Below are 18,149 nucleotides of genomic sequence, written 5' to 3' on the forward strand. Positions count from 1 at the left end.
CAGCAAGCTGCCTCTTCGGGTGCGCCGTGTCGCGTGATGTGAAAAGAAAGTTTTCAAAAGCGATCGGAAGCGGCACGCACAGCCGCACATTTTGTTATAAACGGTCTGCGAAACCGGGCGAGACGAAAAGCCGCCCGATCGCATGAGTGATAAAAGAATCGACGCGAAAGGATTTGGGATGAGTGAGCCGCAGCACCCGCAACCGCACGACATGGATACGCATTCGGAACGACCGCTGCAGGTGGCCGCGCCGGCAGCCGTGCCGACCGGGTTCGACTCGCTGGGCGCCGTCGGCGCGCGGCTTGCGCAGTTGCGCGAGTCAAAAGGCTGGTCGGTCGAGGACGTGTCCGCGCGCCTGAAGGTTTCGCCGGGCAAGCTGCGCGGGCTCGAAGCGGGCGATCTCACCCAGTTGCCGGACACCACGTTCGCGCTGGGCGTTTTGCGCAGCTACGCAAAAATGGTGGGTGCCGATCCCGCCCCGATGACGCAGGCGTTGCGTCGCGAAAAGGGCGTGCCGGAACCTGCGCTGACCATGCCGGCGTCGGCGGGTACCGATCTGCCGCGCGGGAAGGTCTCGCTGTCGCTTGGCGGTGGTGCGCCGCGCCGCCGTTCGTGGATGTGGGGCGTTGCGCTCGCGGTGGTCGTGCTGATCGCGCTCGCCATGTGGCATACGAACAGTGGCGACTCGACCGCGTGGCTTGCGCGTCTGAAGGGCATCGCCGGCAGTGCGACGTCGACGGAAACGGCGTCGTCGAGTGCAGCACAGGCTGCCAGCGGCTCGGCTGTGACGGGCGAAATCAGCGCGTCGGATTCGGCGGCCCAAACGGATACGCAGGCGGCCGCTGAAGGCGCGTCGGCGACGCCGATGCCCACGCCGCTCCCGATGGCAGGCGTTCCGGCATCGACGGCCGCATCGGCATCGGCAACGGCATCGGCATCGACGCCGTCTGCTGTGGCGCCGAAGGCCGCGAGCGCGGCGCCGGCCGTCGTTGCGGCAGTGTCGGCGAGCGAGTCGCCGGCCGCGCCGGAAGGTTCGTCGTCGGTTGCGCTGTCGGTCAAGCAGGACAGCTGGTTCAGCGTGCGCCAGAAGGACGGCAAGGAAGTATTCTCCGGACTCGTGCACGCGGGCGAAGCCAAGGAAGTCAGTGGAATACCGCCGCTCAAGGTGACGGTCGGCAACAAGGCGGGTCTGGACTCGATCACGCTGGACGGCCAGCCGGTCGACCCGGCCAAATATGCGTCGGCGAAGGGCAATGTGGCACGCTTCGCGCTGCCCTGACGCCAGTTCAATCGTGTGCGTCGCGGCTTCGAGGCCGCGGCGCTTTTTCAATTCATGCGCCGTATTTCTCAACGGGGCCGGACACTTTTCGGGCCGTGAGCAGGTGGCGTAAGCGGGTTTATCGATGCACTCCGATCAAGTGAAATCCAGCAGTCAGATTGTTTCGACCGTGCCGGTGTTCGGCGGTCATGCGCCGCGTCGCCGCTCGCATGCGGTCGACGTCCGTTGGGGCGGCCAGCTCGTGACGATCGGCGGCGACGCGCCCGTGCGCGTGCAGTCGATGACGAACACCGATACGGCAGACGCGATCGGTACGGCAATCCAGATCAAGGAACTCGCGCAGGCTGGCTCGGAGCTGGTGCGCATCACGGTCAACACGCCGGAAGCGGCGGCCGCCGTGCCCGCGGTTCGCGAGCAACTCGACCGGATGGGCGTCACGGTGCCGCTGGTCGGCGATTTCCACTACAACGGCCATCTGCTGCTGCGCGACTATCCGGGCTGCGCCGAGGCGCTGTCGAAATACCGGATCAACCCGGGCAACGTCGGCCAGGGCGCCAAGCGCGACACGCAATTCGCGCAGATGATCGAAGCGGCTGCGAAGTATGACAAGCCGGTGCGCATCGGCGTGAATTGGGGCAGCCTCGATCAGGACCTGCTCGCACGGATGATGGACGAAAACGCCACGCGCGCCGAACCGTGGGAAGCGCAAAGCGTGATGTACGAAGCGCTGATCCAGTCGGCGATCGGCTCGGCGGAACGTGCTGTCGAACTGGGCCTTGGGCGCGACAAGATCATCCTGTCGTGCAAGGTGAGCGGCGTGCAGGATCTGATCGCCGTGTACCAGGAACTCGCGCGCCGTTGCGACTTCGCGCTGCACCTCGGCCTGACGGAAGCGGGCATGGGCTCGAAGGGCATCGTGGCGTCGACTGCGGCGCTCTCCGTGCTGCTGCAGCAGGGCATCGGCGACACGATCCGCATTTCGCTGACGCCGGAACCGGGCGCATCGCGCACGGGCGAAGTGATCGTCGGCCAGGAAATCCTGCAGACGATGGGCCTGCGCTCGTTCACGCCGATGGTCATCGCGTGCCCCGGATGTGGCCGCACGACGAGCACGCTGTTCCAGGAACTCGCATCGCAGATTCAAACGTATCTGCGCACGCAAATGCCGATGTGGCGCGACACATACCCCGGCGTCGAGAAGATGCACGTCGCCGTGATGGGCTGCATCGTCAACGGTCCGGGCGAGTCGAAGCACGCGAACATCGGTATCAGCTTGCCGGGCTCGGGCGAAAACCCCGCCGCGCCCGTGTTTATCGACGGCGTGAAGGTCAAGACGCTGCGCGGCGAACATATCGCGCAGGAATTCCAGCAGATCGTGAGCGATTACGTCGAGCGCACCTATGGTCGCGCCGAAGCGACGAACTGATTCGCTCCACATCCAATCGTCAAGTAGACAGATGACTGAACAGAAGAAGCAGAAGCTCGAAAAGTTGTCCGGCGTGAAGGGCATGAACGATATCCTTCCGCAGGACGCCAGCCTGTGGGAGTTTTTCGAAACGACGGTCAAGTCGATGCTGCGTTCGTACGGATACCAGAATATCCGCACGCCGATCGTCGAGCACACGCAGCTCTTCACGCGCGGTATCGGCGAGGTGACGGACATCGTCGAAAAAGAGATGTACAGCTTCACCGACGCGCTGAACGGCGAAAACCTGACGATGCGTCCGGAGAACACGGCTGCCGTCGTGCGTGCATCGATCGAACACAACATGCTGTATGACGGCCCGAAGCGCCTGTGGTACATCGGCCCGATGTTCCGTCACGAACGTCCGCAGCGTGGCCGTTATCGCCAGTTCCATCAGGTCGGTGTCGAGGCGCTCGGCTTCGCCGGCCCGGATACGGACGCTGAGATCATCCTGATGTGCCAGCGTTTGTGGGACGACCTCGGATTGACGGGCATCAAGCTCGAAATCAACTCGCTGGGTCTCGCGGAAGAGCGTGCAAAGCACCGCGTCGAACTGATCGCTTATCTCGAGAAGCACCTCGACGTGCTCGACGAAGACGCAAAGCGCCGCCTGCACACGAACCCGCTGCGCGTGCTGGATACGAAGAACCCGGCCATGCAGGAAGTCGCGCAGAACGCGCCGAAGCTGATCGATTTTCTCGGCGAGGAATCGCGCGCGCACTTCGAAGGGCTGCAACGCATCCTGAAGGCGAACAACATTCCGTTCACGATCAATCCGCGTCTCGTGCGCGGTCTGGATTATTACAATCTGACCGTGTTCGAATGGGTTACCGACAAGCTCGGCGCGCAAGGCACGGTCGCGGCAGGCGGCCGCTACGATCCGCTGATCGAGCAGCTCGGCGGCAAGCCGACGGCGGCGTGCGGCTGGGCGATGGGCATCGAGCGCATTCTCGAGCTGCTAAAGGAAGAGGAGCTCGTGCCCGAAGCGGAAGGGTGCGACGTGTACGTCGCGCACCAGGGCGATGCGGCACGCGAGCGGGCGTTCATCGTGGCCGAGCGTCTGCGCGACACGGGCCTCGACGTGATTCTGCATTGCAGTCCTGACGGTCAGGCGTCGAGCTTCAAGTCGCAGATGAAGCGCGCGGACGCAAGCGGCGCAGCGTTCGCCGTGGTCCTCGGCGAAGACGAGATCGCGAACGGGACGGCTGGCGTGAAGGCCCTGCGCGACACATCGCAACGCGATGGAAAGAGCGAGCAACAAACGGTGCCGCTCGAAGACTTGACCGAATATCTAATCAATGCGATGGTTGCGTCCACCGAAGACGGCGACGACTGATCGCGGCGTCATTCGACGGGCCGCACCGGTTGCGGCCCCATTCATATAAAGCACCAGGAAAGGAAAACGCGTCGCGATGAGTTACCACGACGAACAAGAGTCGCTTGAAAGCCTGAAGGCATGGTGGGCGCAGTGGGGGAATGGCGTCACGTGGATCGTGCTGGTCGCGCTCGTTGCGGCCGCCGGCTGGAACGGCTGGAACTATTGGCAGCGTCATCAGGCAGCGGAAGCAGCCGTGCTGTACGACCAGGTTCAGCAAGCCACGGCGGGTACGGACAAGGCGGCCATCACGCGCGTCGCGACCGACATGGAAGACAAGTTCAGCGGCACGGCTTACGCGCAGATGACGGCGCTCGCAGCTGCGAAGGCGCTGTATGCGGCAGGCGACGAACCGGGTGCGAAAGCGCAACTCCAATGGGCTGTCGACCACGCAAAGGACGACGAATTCAAGCAGCTTGCGAAGCTTCGTCTTGCGTCGCTGCTGCTCGATGAAAAAGCCTATGACGCGGGTCTCGCGCTGCTGAACGATCCTTCGGATGCGTTCAAGGGCGTCGTCGCGGATCGCCGCGGCGACCTGCTCGCCGCGCAAGGCAAGCGCGACGACGCACGCGCCGCCTACAAGCTTGCGCTCGACTCGCTGCCGAAGAACGATGCCTCGGCCCGTCAACTGATCCAGTTCAAGCTCGACGCGCTGGGCGGCTGAACGTTGCACGCCGCTGCAACGTCCGCCGACAATTTTTGATCAATACAACATACATGCTTCGTTCACCGATGAATCTGCTGAAACGTTACGCTGTGCCCGTTGCCTGTGCGATGACCGTGCTCGCTTTGACGGCCTGCTCATCGTCGAAAGACGAGCGCCGCGTGCCCACGCCGCTCACCGAGTTCAAACCCGTGCTCGACGTGCAGCAGGTGTGGACGTCCAGCGTCGGCAAGGCCGGACGCTACATGTTCTCGCCCGTGACGGTCGGCGACGCCGTGTATGCGGCGGGCGCAAACGGCTCGGTCGCGAAGATCGATGCTAAAACGGGCAAGGATCTGTGGCGCACGAAGGTAGACGGCGACCTGTCGGCCGGCGTCGGCACGGACGGCACGTTGACGGCCGTCGGCGGCCTGAAGGGCGAAGTGTTCGTGCTCGACCAGAGCGGCAAGCTGTCGTGGAAGGGCTTGGCACCGGGTGAAATCCTGTCGCCGCCGCTCGTCGGCAATGGTCTCGTGGTCGTACGTACGGTGGACGGCCAGATCACCGCGTTCAACGCGCAAACGGGCGAGCAGAAGTGGAACTATCGCAACCGCGCGGTGCCGCTGAATCTGCGCGTATCGTCGGGCATGACGTTCGCGGGCGATCAGGCCGTGCTCGCCGGTTTCCCCGGCGGCCAGTTCGCGGCAATCAACCTGCAGACGGGTGACGCATACTGGACGACGCCCGTGTCGTATCCGAAGGGCGTGACGGAAGTCGAGCGTATCAACGACGTGACGGGCCCGCCCACGCTGATCGGCGCCGAAACCTGCGCGGTCACGTTCCAGGGTCAGCTTGGCTGCTTCGACGCAAACTCGGGCCGCGCGCTGTGGGAAAAGGCATTCTCAAGCACGAGCGGTCTTGCCCAGGACGACCGTGTCGTGGTCGCGGGCGACGACTGGGCAATCGTGTCGGCGTTCGACGCCAACACGGGCAAGCAACTGTGGCGCAACGACCAGTTGAAGAGCCGTGACGTCAGCGTGCCGATGCTGCTTGGCCACGCCGCCGTGGTCGGCGACTATCAGGGTTACGTGCATTTCCTGTCGCGCGACGACGGCACGTTCGTCGCCCGTGCGAAGACGGACGGCAGCGCCATCACGGCTGCGCCCGTGCTGGCGGGCGACACGCTGATCGTGCAGACGCACGACGGTGATCTGTACGGTTTCCGTCCGCGTTAAAACGTAGTTGGGCTGTGCGACGCGTCCTCGACGACGCGTTGTGCGGTGAATGCAGGCCGGCTTTGCCGGCCGCACTTTTTTTGATGGCGTCCCGATCCTGATCGGGAACGAGCGCGGAAGTCGCAAGCCGCCCCACATCATCGGGACCGCCAGTCTGGCTGCACAGGCGGTCATCCGGCACGCGTCGCGTCAACACGCGCGATCCAGGTGGCGCCGGTCGGGTCGCACGAGCCACCGGGCGGACCCACGCAGGCAGCCAACCTGAAATCCGTTCGCATGCGCAAGCTCCGCGCGTTCGAATTGGGTCAAATTCGTGATAATTTTCGTCAAACGCAGCCGTGCAACGGCCGCATGGCGTTGCCAGCGCGGCAGGTCGACCGTTCGATGCCGCGCCTCACTGTGAACAAGATCTGATGAAACCCGTTATTGCCCTCGTCGGGCGCCCCAATGTGGGGAAATCCACGCTGTTCAACCGGCTCACGCGTTCGCGCGATGCGCTGGTCGCCGATCTGCCCGGCCTCACACGCGACCGTCACTACGGTGAAGGCCGCGTCGGCGGTGAACGCCCGTATCTCGTTGTCGACACGGGCGGCTTCGAACCCGTCGCGAAGGACGGCATTCTTCATGAGATGGCGCGCCAGACGCGCCAGGCCGTCGAGGAATCCGACATCGTCGTGTTCATCGTCGACGGCCGCAACGGCCTTGCGCCGCAAGACAAGTCGATCGCCGACTATCTGCGCAAGACGGGCCGGCCGATTTTCCTCGTCGTCAACAAGGCCGAGGGGATGAAATACTCGTCGGTGGCCGCCGACTTCTACGAACTGGGCCTCGGCGACCCGCGCGCGATTTCCGCTGCGCACGGCGACGGCGTGACGGAGATGATCAACGAGGCGCTCGACGCCGCGTACGCCGGCCAGCCCGAAGAGAGCGACGAGGAGAAGGCGCAGCATGGTGTGAAGATCGCCATCGTCGGGCGGCCGAACGTCGGCAAGTCGACGCTCGTCAACACGCTGATCGGCGAAGACCGCGTGATCGCGTTCGACATGCCGGGCACGACGCGCGACTCGATTTACGTCGACTTCGAACGGCAAGGCAAAAAATACACGCTGATCGATACGGCTGGCCTGCGCAAACGCGGCAAGGTGTTCGAGGCGATCGAAAAATTCTCGGTCGTGAAGACGCTGCAGTCGATTTCCGACGCGAATGTCGTGATCCTGCTGCTCGACGCACGCCAGGACATTTCGGAGCAGGACGCGCATATCGCGGGCTTCGTCGTCGAACAGGGCCGGGCGCTCGTGGTCGGCGTGAACAAGTGGGACGGGCTCGACCCGCATGTGCGTGAGCGCACCAAGGCGGATCTTCAGCGCAAGCTAAAATTCCTCGAGTTCGCGAAGTTCCACTTCATTTCTGCAGCAGAAAAGACAGGAATCGGCCCGCTGATGCGCTCCGTCGACGATGCCTACAAGGCTGCGATGACGAAGTTGCCGACGCCGAAGCTCACGCGAGCGCTGATCGAAGCCGTCGAGTTCCAGCAGCCGCGCCGCCGCGGTCCCGTGCGTCCAAAACTGCGCTACGCGCACCAAGGGGGACAAAATCCGCCGATCATCGTGATTCACGGCAACGCGCTCGACGCCGTGACCGATACGTACAAGCGCTACCTTGAAAACCGCTTCCGGGAAACTTTCGGGCTGACGGGCACTCCATTGCGAATAGAGTTTCGTTCGACGACGAATCCGTACGCGGACAAGGGCTGATACAGGCGTTCGACGCAGGCCGGTTCATGGCTTGAAATCCGGCCTGAAACCCGCATGTACATTGGGTCCTGGCCGAACGGCCAGGCAAAGCGCTGGTCAATAAAAATCGGCTATAGTGTAGCGATTGACGGCGGATTTCTTTTTCTTCGCCGGCAATAAAGTCAACCTGCAAAAAAACACGGAGTTTGCTATGAGCAACAAAGGGCAATTGTTACAAGACCCGTTTTTGAACGCACTGCGTAAAGAGCACGTGCCGGTCTCGATCTATCTGGTCAACGGCATCAAGCTTCAAGGGAACATTGAATCGTTCGACCAGTACGTCGTGTTGCTCCGGAATACGGTGACCCAGATGGTCTACAAGCACGCTATCTCGACTGTCGTGCCTGCCCGTCCGGTGAATTTCCACCCGGATTCCGAATCGTCCTAACCTCTCGTCGCGGCCGGTCGAGCGTCGTCCGCAGGCGACACAGCCCGGCCGCTTCATTTTGACATCGACCAATTTGATCAACGCAGCGCTTGTCGGCATCGACTTCGGTAAGATCGATTTCGAAGCCAGTCTCGAAGAACTCAGCCTGCTCGCGCAAAGCGCGGGTGCCCATCCAGCCGTCACCCTCACCGGTCGCCGTTCCAGTCCCGATGCCTCGATGTTCGTCGGCAGCGGCAAGGCCGAAGAGTTGCGCCTCGCGTGCGAGGCGAACGACATCGACATCGTCATCTTCAACCACGCACTTGCGCCGGCGCAGCAGCGCAATCTGGAGCGTACGCTTAACAGACGCGTGGTCGATCGCACCAGCCTGATCCTCGATATCTTCGCGCAACGCGCGCGTAGCCATGAAGGCAAGCTGCAAGTCGAACTCGCGCAATTGCAATATCTCGCCACGCGGCTGATTCGCGCGTGGACCCACCTCGAGCGGCAAAAGGGCGGTATCGGCCTGCGCGGCCCGGGTGAAACGCAGCTCGAAACCGACCGTCGGCTGATCGGCGAGCGCATCAAGATGCTCAAGGGGCGGCTCGAAAAGCTGCGCCGCCAGCACGGCACGCAGCGTCGCGCGCGGGCGCGCAATCGCACGATGTCGGTGTCGCTGGTCGGCTATACGAACGCGGGCAAGTCGACGCTGTTCAACGCGCTGACCAAGGCACAGGCCTACGCCGCGGACCAGTTGTTCGCCACGCTCGACACCACTTCCCGCCGCGTGTATCTCGGCGAAGACGTCGGACAGATCGTCGTCTCGGACACGGTAGGATTCATCCGCGAGTTGCCTCACCAACTGGTGGCCGCTTTCCGCGCCACGCTTGAGGAAACCATTCACGCGGACCTGCTACTGCATGTGGTCGATGCATCGAGCGCGGTGCGGCTCGATCAGATCGATCAGGTCAACGACGTGCTGCGCGAGATCGGCGCCGACACGATCCGACAGGTGCTCGTGTTCAACAAGATCGACGCCGTGCCCGAACTGGCGGCCCGGGGCGACGCGGTCGAGCGGGACGAGTATGGTAATATTTCGCGCGTCTTTTTGAGCGCGCGCACGGGGCAAGGGCTGGACACACTGCGCGCTGCCATCGCCGAAATCGCAACTGCCGAACATCTGCCGGAGTCTGACGGTCTACTGTCGGAGGGAGGCCCGGAAGCGGCGGCATTTCATCAAGAGCAACGCGATGATGAAGGCGAAGACCACCGCGAAGACCGCAAGATCCCAGACACGGGCGCTGACCCGTTCCAATTGCATTGACCCGCTGTCTACTCTGGTGAACGAACACAGGTGAACGATTACAACGAGCGGAGTATCTGGCTGCGTCTGCGCGGCATGTTGTCGCTGAACGACCCGCGCTGGGGCCGGGGCGAAGGCAATGGCGATCGCCAGCGTCTGAACGATTCGAAGCGCCCGCCCAACGGCAAGGACAGCGAAGGTCCGCCCGATCTCGACGAAATGTGGCGCGACTTCAACCGGCGTCTATCGCGTATGTTCGGCCGCAAGGGAGGCGGCGGCGGTCCGCGTCCGGACAACGGGCGCGGCGCGCGCATCGGCGTTGGCATCATCATCGGCGTGCTGATTGCGATCTATCTCGGCAGCGGCGTGTTCGTCGTGCAGGACAACCAGGCGGCCGTGGTGCTGCGCCTGGGGCAGTTGCGCGGCACGGTCGGGCAGGGTGTGCATTGGCGTCTGCCGTATCCGTTCGAATCCCATGAAACCGTCAACGTCGGCCAGGTGCGCTCGGTCGAGATCGGCCGCAACAACGTGGTGCGTCTCGCGAACGTGAAGGACGCGTCGATGCTCACGCACGACGCCGATATCGTCGACGTGCGCTTTGCCGTCCAGTACCAGATCCGCAAGCCGACCGACTATCTGTTCCGCAGCGCCGACCCCGATCAAAGCGTCACCCAGGCCGCGCAGGCGGCCGTGCGGGAGATCGTCGGCTCGCGCAGCACGAACGACATCCTCTATCAGGACCGCGAGGCCATCCGCGCGCAACTCACGGAAGCCATCCAGCATTCCCTGGACGAATATCACACGGGGCTCGCCGTCACGGGCGTGACGATCCAGAGCGTGCAGCCGCCCGATCAGGTGCAGTCCGCGTTCGATGACGCCGCAAAGGCGCGTCAGGATCGCGAGCGCGCCAAGCGCGACGCGCAAGCCTACGCGAACGAATTGCTGCCGCGCACGAAGGCGGAAGCCGAGCGCATGATCGACGACGCGAAGACCTACAGCGACCGTGTGGTCGCGCAGGCGCAAGGCGATGCCGAGCGATTCAAGGAAGTCTATGCGCAGTATTCGAAGGCGCCTGCTGTGATCCGCGAACGCATGTACCTGGAAACGATGCAGCAAATCTACTCGAACACGACGAAGGTGTTCGTCGACAGCAAGTCGGGCAGCAACGTGCTGTATCTGCCGCTCGACAAGCTCGTCGAGCAGACGCGTCAGCGCGTGGCCGAATCGGCTGCAGCAAGTGCCGCATCGGCGGCGCAGGCTCCGCAGCCCGCACAAAATGCACAGGGTGCTCAGGGTGCACAAGCGGCGGCGCAGGGCGGCAACACGCCCACGATCATCACGCCGCCCGCCGCGCCCGTCAGCAGCGCAAGCCAGGCGGCCGCCGCAAGCGACGCTTTCCGTTCGCGTGATTCGTTCCGCAGCCGCGGCCGCGAAGACGATCTGCAATAAGGAGCGCGAACATGAACAAAATCGTTGCGCTCGTCGTGGCCATCGTGATCGTGCTGTTCGCAGCGTCGTCGATGGTATTCGTCGTTGATCCGCGCCATATGGCCGTCGTCTCCGCGCGCGGCGACGCCGCGCCCACGCTCGCGGGCCCCGGCCTGCACGTGAAGCTGCCGCCGCCGCTACAGACGGTGACATCGGTGGACACGCGCATCCAGTCGCTGGATGCACCTGACGAAGACCGTTACGCCACGTCCGACAAAACGGATCTGCTGGTGAACCCCGTCGTCAAATTCCGCGTGTCCGATCCCGTGAAGCTCGTCACGGAAACCAGGGGCGACGTGCAGAGCCTGCCTGACCGGCTCGCGCTGCTCTCGCGCGGCGCGCTCGGCGACGCGTTCTCGAAATACACGCTGACCGACGCGCTCGCGAAGCAGGACGCGATCGCGACTCAGGCGCGCGATGGCATGCAGAAGGGCGCGGCATCGCTGGGCGTCGACGTCGTCGACGTGCAGTTCACGCGGCTCGATTTCCCGGCTGCGATGGCCGATTCCGTCTACAAGCGCATGATTGCCGCGCGCCAGCAGGTGGCCAATCAGGAGCGCGCGGACGGCGCAGCCGAAGCGGACCGGATCAAGGCGGACGCCGCGCAACAGCAGCAGGCGGTGCTCGCCGACGCCTACAAGCAGGCGCAGGCGACCAAGGGCGAGGGCGACGGCAAGGCTGCGTCGATTGCGGCCGAGGCATATGGCAGCGACCCGCAGTTCTATCAGTTCTACCAAAGCATGCAGGCGTACAAGAACAGCTTCAAACCCGGCGACGTGATGGTCGTCGACTCGAGCAACGATTTCTTCCGCTTCATGCGCGGGCCGGACGGCGCAGCCGCCGCCGTTCAATCGTCTTCCGGCGCGTCGACGGGCGCGCGCAAACACTGATAACTGGAACGCCGCGGCATATGGATCGCGGCGGCCTCATCGCATGGACATAGCCGGCTCGTTATTGCTCGCGATCGCACTGATGCTGATCATCGAGGGGATGTTCCCGTTCGTGTTTCCGAGCGCCTGGCGCGACACATTTCGTAGAATAGCGGAGCGCCCGCCGCATCACATCCGGATCGGCGGGCTGATCGTCATGGTGCTCGGGCTGCTGTTGCTGTTGATCGCGACCTGAGCGGGCGCCATGCGATGCCGGACGGCACTCACGAGGTGGCGTCCGTTTCCGGACACTGCGCGCTGCACGCGACATGCGTCGTAATGCGCCAAACGCCGTTCGCTTTGCCGGCCATCACGGCGGGCTGGCACGTCGCCGGCTGCCCAGGATGAAACCCGGAACGAAGCCCGAGGCGGGCGCCAAGGTTCCTCGCGCGCGCATCACCCCAATTTCCAACGGCGTTTGCCATGACGCCGGATTCACCGTCGTAGGACTGTATCGATGTCGACCTGGTTACTTCCCGAGAATATTGCCGACGTGCTGCCGTCCGAGGCACGCAAGATCGAAGAACTGCGCCGCCGGCTGCTCGACCGTTTTCGCGCGTACGGCTACGAGATGGTCATGCCGCCGCTGCTCGAATACCTGGAGTCGCTGCTGACGGGCGGCGGCAGCGACCTCAATCTGCGCACCTTCAAGCTCGTCGATCAGCTGTCGGGCCGCACACTCGGCCTGCGCGCCGACATCACGCCGCAGGTCGCGCGCATCGACGCGCATCTGCTGAACCGCCAAGGTGTGACGCGCCTTTGCTACGCAGGGAATGTGCTGCATACACGCCCGCGCGGTCTGCACGCGACGCGCGAGCAGATCCAGATTGGCGCTGAAATCTACGGCCATGCGGGTCTCGAAGCGGATCTGGAGATTCAGCAACTGATGCTCGACGCGCTGCATCTCGCCGGACTCGGCCGCGTGCGTCTGGATCTGTGTCACGCCGCCGTGCTCGGTGCGCTGATCGATGGTGAGCCGGCTGCCGCGTCGCTCGGCGAGGGCCTCTATGAAGCGCTCGCGGGTAAGGATGTGCCGCTGCTGAACGAACTGACGGCGAATCTGACGCCCGTCACGCGCGACGCGCTGCGCGCGCTGCCCACGCTGTACGGCGACGCGTCTGTGCTCGAAGAAGCGCGCGCGCGTCTGCCGAATGCGCCCGAAATCGCGCGTGCGCTCGACGACCTCGCGTTCCTCGCGCAACAGGTCGACGGCGCGGAAGTGATGATCGATCTGGCCGATCTGCGCGGCTACGCCTATCACAGCGGCGTGATGTTCTCGGCCTACGTCGATGGCGTGCCGAATGCCGTCGCGCGAGGCGGCCGTTATGACAAGGTCGGCCAGGCGTACGGCCGCGCTCGCGCGGCAACCGGCTTTTCGCTGGATTTGCGGGAAGTCGCGCGCATCTCGCCCATCGAGGCGCGCAGCAGCGCAATCCTCGCACCATGGCAGCACGACGAGGCGTTGCGCACGAGCGTCGCCGCGCTGCGCGACGCGGGCGAAGTCGTGATTCAGGCGCTGCCGGGCCACGACCACGCACTGGACGAATTCGCGTGCGACCGCGTGCTGGTCGAGCGCAACGGTCAGTGGGTCGTCGAGTCGAAGTCGTGATGTCGTGAAGACCTGCCGCGTCATGTGAAACGTGACGCCGCAACCATCGAACGCGTGGCCGCTCTGTGCCACGCGCGGCCGGGCCGCAGCGCCTCGCCGCTTCCATGCCTTTGAGCGCAAAAGGAAATTTCGGAAAAAATCCCGGTATCAGTCCGTGAAAAAATCGGGAACCTTTCGCGAACATAGGTAAAATACGTTTTTAACCAGCTTAAGAAACAACATGTCTGCCAGCGCAGTGAATGTGAACCCTGGGCGCAATGTCGTCGTCGTGGGTACCCAGTGGGGTGATGAAGGCAAGGGCAAGATCGTTGACTGGCTGACGGACCACGCGCAAGGCGTCGTTCGTTTCCAGGGCGGTCACAACGCCGGTCATACGCTCATCATCGGCGGCAAGAAAACCATCTTGCGTCTGATTCCGTCGGGCATCATGCGCCCGGGCGTCGCCTGCTACATCGGCAATGGCGTCGTGTTGTCGCCTGAAGCGCTGTTCAAGGAAATCGAAGAGCTGGAATCGGCAGGCGTCGACGTGCAGAAGCGTCTCTTCATCTCCGAAGCCACCACGCTGATCCTCCCGTACCACGTCGCCATCGACCAGGCCCGCGAAGCACGCAGCGGCGCCGGCAAGATCGGCACGACGGGGCGCGGCATCGGCCCGGCCTACGAAGACAAGGTGGCGCGCCGTGGCATGCGCGTGCAGGACCTGTTCGACCCGAAGACCTTCGCTGAACGCCTGCGCGCGAACCTCGATTTCCACAACTTCGTGCTGACGCAATATCTCGGCGCGCCCGCTGTCGACTATCAGCAGACGCTCGACATGATGCTGAGCTACGCTGACCGTCTGAAGCCGATGGTCACGGACGTCTCGCGCCGTCTGTACGACGAAAACGCGGGCGGCAACAACCTGCTGTTCGAAGGCGCGCAAGGCACGCTGCTCGATATCGACCACGGCACGTATCCGTTCGTGACGTCGAGCAACTGCGTCGCGGGTGCGGCGAGCGCGGGCGCGGGTGTCGGCCCGCAGAAGCTGAACTACATTCTTGGCATCACGAAGGCGTACTGCACGCGCGTCGGCTCGGGCCCGTTCCCGAGCGAACTGTACGACGCCGACAACGCCAACCGCCAGGAAGAAGTCGGCCTGACGCTCGCGAAGGTCGGCAAGGAATTCGGCTCGGTCACGGGTCGCCCGCGCCGCACCGGCTGGCTCGACGCCGCTGCGCTGCGCCGCTCGATCCAGATCAACGGCGTGTCGGGCCTGTGCATCACGAAGCTCGACGTGCTCGACGGCCTTGATGAAGTGAAGCTGTGCGTCGGCTACACGATCGACGGCAAGGACGCTGACATCCTGCCGCGCGGTGCATTGGAAGTCTCGCGTTGCGAGCCGGTGTATGAGACGTTCGGCGGCTGGCAGGAAAGCACGGTCGGTATCAAGGAATGGAGCCAGCTGCCCGCGAACGCTCAGGCGTATCTGTCGCGCGTGCAGGAAGTGGCGGGCGTGCCGATCGACATGGTGTCGACGGGTCCGGACCGCGACGAAACCATTCTTCTGCGTCACCCGTTCAAGGTTTGAGCATGATCCAGGGTGTACCCATGATTGAAATGAAGGACCCGCGCAACGACGAGCGCAACCTGTGGGTCGGCTGGGACGAATATCACCGGCTGATCGAGTTGCTTGCGCTCGCCGTCCACGAATCGGGCTGGAAGTTCGACAAGATCCTGTGCCTCGCGCGCGGCGGTTTGCGGGTCGGCGATCAGCTCTCGCGCATCTACGATCTGCCGCTCGCGATCCTCGCGACGAGTTCGTATCGCGAAGCCGCGGGCACGGAGCAGGGCGACCTCGACATCGCGCAATACATCACGATGACGCGCGGCGAACTGTCGGGCAACGTGCTGCTGGTCGACGATCTCGTCGATTCGGGCGTGACGCTCGCGCGCGTGCAACAGCATCTGAAGGAGCGTTATCCCGCGATCACGTCGGTCCGTTCGGCGGTGCTGTGGTGGAAAGCGTGCTCGAAGGTGAAGCCGGACTATCACGTTCACTATCTCGCGACGAACCCGTGGATCCATCAGCCGTTCGAGGAGTGGGACACAGTGCGTCCGCACAACCTGAGCGCGTGGATCAAGCGTGGCCAGGAGCGTTCGACAGACGCCAGCTAGCATCCTGTCGCCGTTGTGCGAGTTGATGGCGGCATGCTGCAAACTGAAACGGAGCCTATCGAGGCTCCGTTTTTTATGTTCGCTTCACATTCATTGAGGCCGCGGTCAAACGGGAAGAATTTGACAATCCAGCCCTTGACACGCGCAAACGCACGCCGGCCATAGGGTGTGATGCTACACTCGTCCGACGCTACCCGACTGCGTGGCGTCAGCACAACGGGCCGAATGGTGGGCTTTGTCGCCTATATTCTTTAGAATAGCGTTCGTTTTTTGCCGCTCAGGAACGGATTCTTTTCGCGTTTATGACAGACAACTCTCACGTCCCCAAGCAGCCGTTGCCCTCGCTTGCAGTCGCTGCGATCGGCGTGGTTTTCGGGGATATCGGCACAAGCCCCCTGTATTCGCTGAAAGAAGCCTTCAGCCCCTCCCACGGCATTCCCCTCACAGAAAGTTCTATTCTCGGTGTCATCTCGCTGCTGTTCTGGGCGATCATCGTGGTCGTCAGCATCAAGTACGTGATGTTCGTGATGCGCGCCGACAACAACGGCGAGGGCGGCGTGCTTGCGTTGATGGCGCTGTCGCTGCGCTCGTTCGACACGAAGAGCAGGGCGGCCGGCCTTCTGATGATGCTCGGCATTTTCGGCGCCTGCATGTTCTACGGCGATGCCGTGATCACGCCTGCCATTTCGGTGATGTCCGCTGTCGAAGGTCTGGAGATCGCTGCACCCAAGCTCTCGCATCTGGTGCTGCCGCTCACGATGGTGATCCTCGTGCTGCTGTTCTGGATCCAGCGCCACGGCACGGCACTCGTCGGTCGGCTGTTCGGCCCGATCATGGTGCTGTGGTTCGTGACGATCGCGGTGCTGGGGCTCTCGCATATCGTACAGTCGCCGGAAGTCATCAAGGCGTTGAACCCGTATTACGCATTCTCGTTCATGGCGGCGCACGTGCTGCAGGCGTACGTGGTGCTGGGCTCGGTCGTGCTGGTGCTGACGGGCGCGGAAGCGCTGTATGCCGATATGGGCCACTTTGGCGCGGCGCCCATTCGCTGCGCGTGGTATTCGCTCGTGATGCCGTCGCTGGTGCTGAACTACTTCGGCCAGGGTGCGTTGCTGATGCACGACCCGAAGGCGATCGAAAACCCGTTCTTTCTGCTTGCGCCTGACTGGGCGTTGCTGCCGCTCGTCGTGCTGTCGACGGTCGCGACGGTGATTGCATCGCAGGCGGTGATTTCGGGCGCGTATTCGCTGACGAGCCAGGCGATCCAGCTTGGCTACGTGCCTCGCATGAAGATTCTGCACACGTCGGAACTGGCGATCGGGCAGATCTATGTGCCTGTCGTCAACTGGATGCTGCTGTTCATCATTCTGTGCATCGTCATCGCGTTCAAGAGTTCGGACAATCTGGCCGCGGCCTATGGCATTGCCGTGACGGCGACGATGGTGATTACGACGATCCTCGCGAGCGTCGTGATGGTGAAGGTGTGGAACTGGAACAAGGGTGTCGTGGCGCTGATCATCGGCGCGTTGCTGGTGGTCGATCTTGGCTTCTTTGGCGCGAATCTGCTGAAAGTGGCGGAGGGCGGGTGGTTGCCGCTCGGCATCGGCGCGTTGCTGTTCTTCCTGCTGATGACCTGGTTCAAGGGGCGCATGATCGTGAAGGAGCGCACGGCGGCCGACGGTATTCCGTTGATGCCCTTCGTGCAGGGATTGCTTGCGCATCCGCCGCATCGCGTGTCGGGAACGGCCATCTATCTGACGGGGAGCGCGACGCTCGTTCCTGTGAGCCTTTTGCATAATCTCAAGCACAACAAGGTGCTGCACGAGCGGACCATCTTTCTGACTTTCATCACGCGGGATATTCCGTATGTCGAGGATAAGGACCGGTTGACTGTCAAGGATGTCAGCGGTGGGCTATTCCTTGTGAAGGCTGCGTATGGCTTCAACGAGACGCCCGATGTGAAGGCCGTGCTCGAGCAGATCAGCGTGTCGCATGATATGTCGTTTGAGTTGATGGACACGTCGTTCTTTCTCGCGAGGGAGACTGTCGTGCCGACACAGTTGCCGGGTATGTCTGTTTGGCGTGAGCGTGTGTTTGCGTGGATGCATCAGAATGCTGCGAAGCCAACTGACTTTTTTAGTATTCCCGCGAATCGCGTTGTTGAGCTTGGGACAAAAATAGAGATTTGAGGTTTTTTTCGTCTTGCGATGCTGGGTGGTTTGCTTTTGTTTTCGCTGGCATCCGCGTTTGATGCCTTCGCGGCGCGGGCGGGTTCCGTTCGCTTGTGTTTGCGCTAGCTCCGCGATTTGTTAGCTTGCTTCACGCGTCGCCCCTGTGCGGGGCGGCGGCACCTACTTTTCTTTGCCGCCGCAAAGAAAAGTAGGCAAAAGAAAGCGGCTAACACCGCCAACATTTCTTCCTGCCTGAGGGCCCTCAACTGGTCCCACGCTTCACACGGCAGCGTATCTGTCCACGTTCGCTGTCAGCGCTCTTAAAAGGCGCCTCACCC

Annotated in this window: 16 protein-coding genes; all 16 read left to right on the plus strand. The window is 63.1% G+C overall.

The features are described 5' to 3' along the window. Positions 1 to 178 precede the first annotated feature (178 nt). The 16 genes from H1204_RS06850 (at position 179) to H1204_RS06925 (ending at position 17,829) form a co-directional block, all read left to right on the plus strand. Complete coding sequence (locus H1204_RS06850) at positions 179 to 1,279, plus strand: RodZ domain-containing protein (RefSeq protein WP_180730512.1); 1,101 nt, start codon at positions 179 to 181, stop codon at positions 1,277 to 1,279. A gap of 124 nt (positions 1,280 to 1,403) precedes the next feature. Beyond that, positions 1,404 to 2,705, plus strand: a complete 1,302-nt coding sequence (ispG, locus tag H1204_RS06855) for a flavodoxin-dependent (E)-4-hydroxy-3-methylbut-2-enyl-diphosphate synthase (protein ID WP_180730513.1) — start codon at positions 1,404 to 1,406, stop codon at positions 2,703 to 2,705. A gap of 31 nt (positions 2,706 to 2,736) precedes the next feature. After that, positions 2,737 to 4,080: a histidine--tRNA ligase gene (gene hisS, locus H1204_RS06860; protein ID WP_180730514.1), complete on the plus strand. Its 1,344-nt coding sequence runs from the start codon at positions 2,737 to 2,739 to the stop codon at positions 4,078 to 4,080. A gap of 76 nt (positions 4,081 to 4,156) precedes the next feature. Beyond that, positions 4,157 to 4,783, plus strand: a complete 627-nt coding sequence (locus tag H1204_RS06865) for a tetratricopeptide repeat protein (protein ID WP_180730515.1) — start codon at positions 4,157 to 4,159, stop codon at positions 4,781 to 4,783. 68 nt (positions 4,784 to 4,851) lie between these two features. Then, complete coding sequence (gene bamB / locus H1204_RS06870; RefSeq protein WP_042307125.1) at positions 4,852 to 5,997, plus strand: outer membrane protein assembly factor BamB; 1,146 nt, start codon at positions 4,852 to 4,854, stop codon at positions 5,995 to 5,997. Between the two features lie 276 nt (positions 5,998 to 6,273). After that, positions 6,274 to 6,411 carry a hypothetical protein gene (locus tag H1204_RS06875; RefSeq protein WP_165904538.1) on the plus strand — a complete coding sequence of 46 codons (138 nt, stop codon included), beginning with the start codon at positions 6,274 to 6,276 and terminating at the stop codon, positions 6,409 to 6,411. Beyond that, the gene (gene der / locus H1204_RS06880) at positions 6,411 to 7,751 is read left to right on the plus strand and encodes a ribosome biogenesis GTPase Der (protein ID WP_042307129.1); all 1,341 of its coding nucleotides are present in this window, start codon (positions 6,411 to 6,413) and stop codon (positions 7,749 to 7,751) included. The genes H1204_RS06875 and der overlap by 1 nt, the downstream gene beginning before the upstream one ends. Positions 7,752 to 7,941: 190 nt before the next feature. Next, positions 7,942 to 8,178 (plus strand): RNA chaperone Hfq, encoded by a 237-nt coding sequence (gene hfq, locus H1204_RS06885; RefSeq protein ID WP_007580427.1) that lies wholly within the window; start codon positions 7,942 to 7,944, stop codon positions 8,176 to 8,178. A 58-nt stretch (positions 8,179 to 8,236) separates the two neighbouring features. Continuing rightward, positions 8,237 to 9,481 carry a GTPase HflX gene (gene hflX / locus H1204_RS06890; RefSeq protein WP_180730516.1) on the plus strand — a complete coding sequence of 415 codons (1,245 nt, stop codon included), beginning with the start codon at positions 8,237 to 8,239 and terminating at the stop codon, positions 9,479 to 9,481. Between the two features lie 30 nt (positions 9,482 to 9,511). Next, positions 9,512 to 10,909 (plus strand): FtsH protease activity modulator HflK, encoded by a 1,398-nt coding sequence (gene hflK, locus H1204_RS06895; RefSeq protein WP_180730517.1) that lies wholly within the window; start codon positions 9,512 to 9,514, stop codon positions 10,907 to 10,909. Between the two features lie 11 nt (positions 10,910 to 10,920). After that, positions 10,921 to 11,838: a protease modulator HflC gene (locus tag H1204_RS06900; protein ID WP_180730518.1), complete on the plus strand. Its 918-nt coding sequence runs from the start codon at positions 10,921 to 10,923 to the stop codon at positions 11,836 to 11,838. 43 nt (positions 11,839 to 11,881) lie between these two features. Continuing rightward, positions 11,882 to 12,073 (plus strand): DUF2065 domain-containing protein, encoded by a 192-nt coding sequence (locus tag H1204_RS06905; RefSeq protein WP_007580434.1) that lies wholly within the window; start codon positions 11,882 to 11,884, stop codon positions 12,071 to 12,073. A 261-nt stretch (positions 12,074 to 12,334) separates the two neighbouring features. Further along, positions 12,335 to 13,486: an ATP phosphoribosyltransferase regulatory subunit gene (locus H1204_RS06910; protein WP_180730519.1), complete on the plus strand. Its 1,152-nt coding sequence runs from the start codon at positions 12,335 to 12,337 to the stop codon at positions 13,484 to 13,486. A gap of 220 nt (positions 13,487 to 13,706) precedes the next feature. Further along, positions 13,707 to 15,053 (plus strand): adenylosuccinate synthase, encoded by a 1,347-nt coding sequence (locus tag H1204_RS06915; protein WP_180730520.1) that lies wholly within the window; start codon positions 13,707 to 13,709, stop codon positions 15,051 to 15,053. Positions 15,054 to 15,055: 2 nt separating this feature from the next. Continuing rightward, the gene (locus tag H1204_RS06920) at positions 15,056 to 15,640 is read left to right on the plus strand and encodes a phosphoribosyltransferase (RefSeq protein WP_042307138.1); all 585 of its coding nucleotides are present in this window, start codon (positions 15,056 to 15,058) and stop codon (positions 15,638 to 15,640) included. Positions 15,641 to 15,942: 302 nt separating this feature from the next. Continuing rightward, on the plus strand, positions 15,943 to 17,829 hold the full coding sequence (locus H1204_RS06925; protein ID WP_180730521.1) for a potassium transporter Kup: 1,887 nt from the start codon (positions 15,943 to 15,945) through the stop codon (positions 17,827 to 17,829). Positions 17,830 to 18,149 lie beyond the last annotated feature (320 nt).

Source organism: Paraburkholderia sp. PGU19 (assembly GCF_013426915.1).
Taxonomy (GTDB): domain Bacteria; phylum Pseudomonadota; class Gammaproteobacteria; order Burkholderiales; family Burkholderiaceae; genus Paraburkholderia.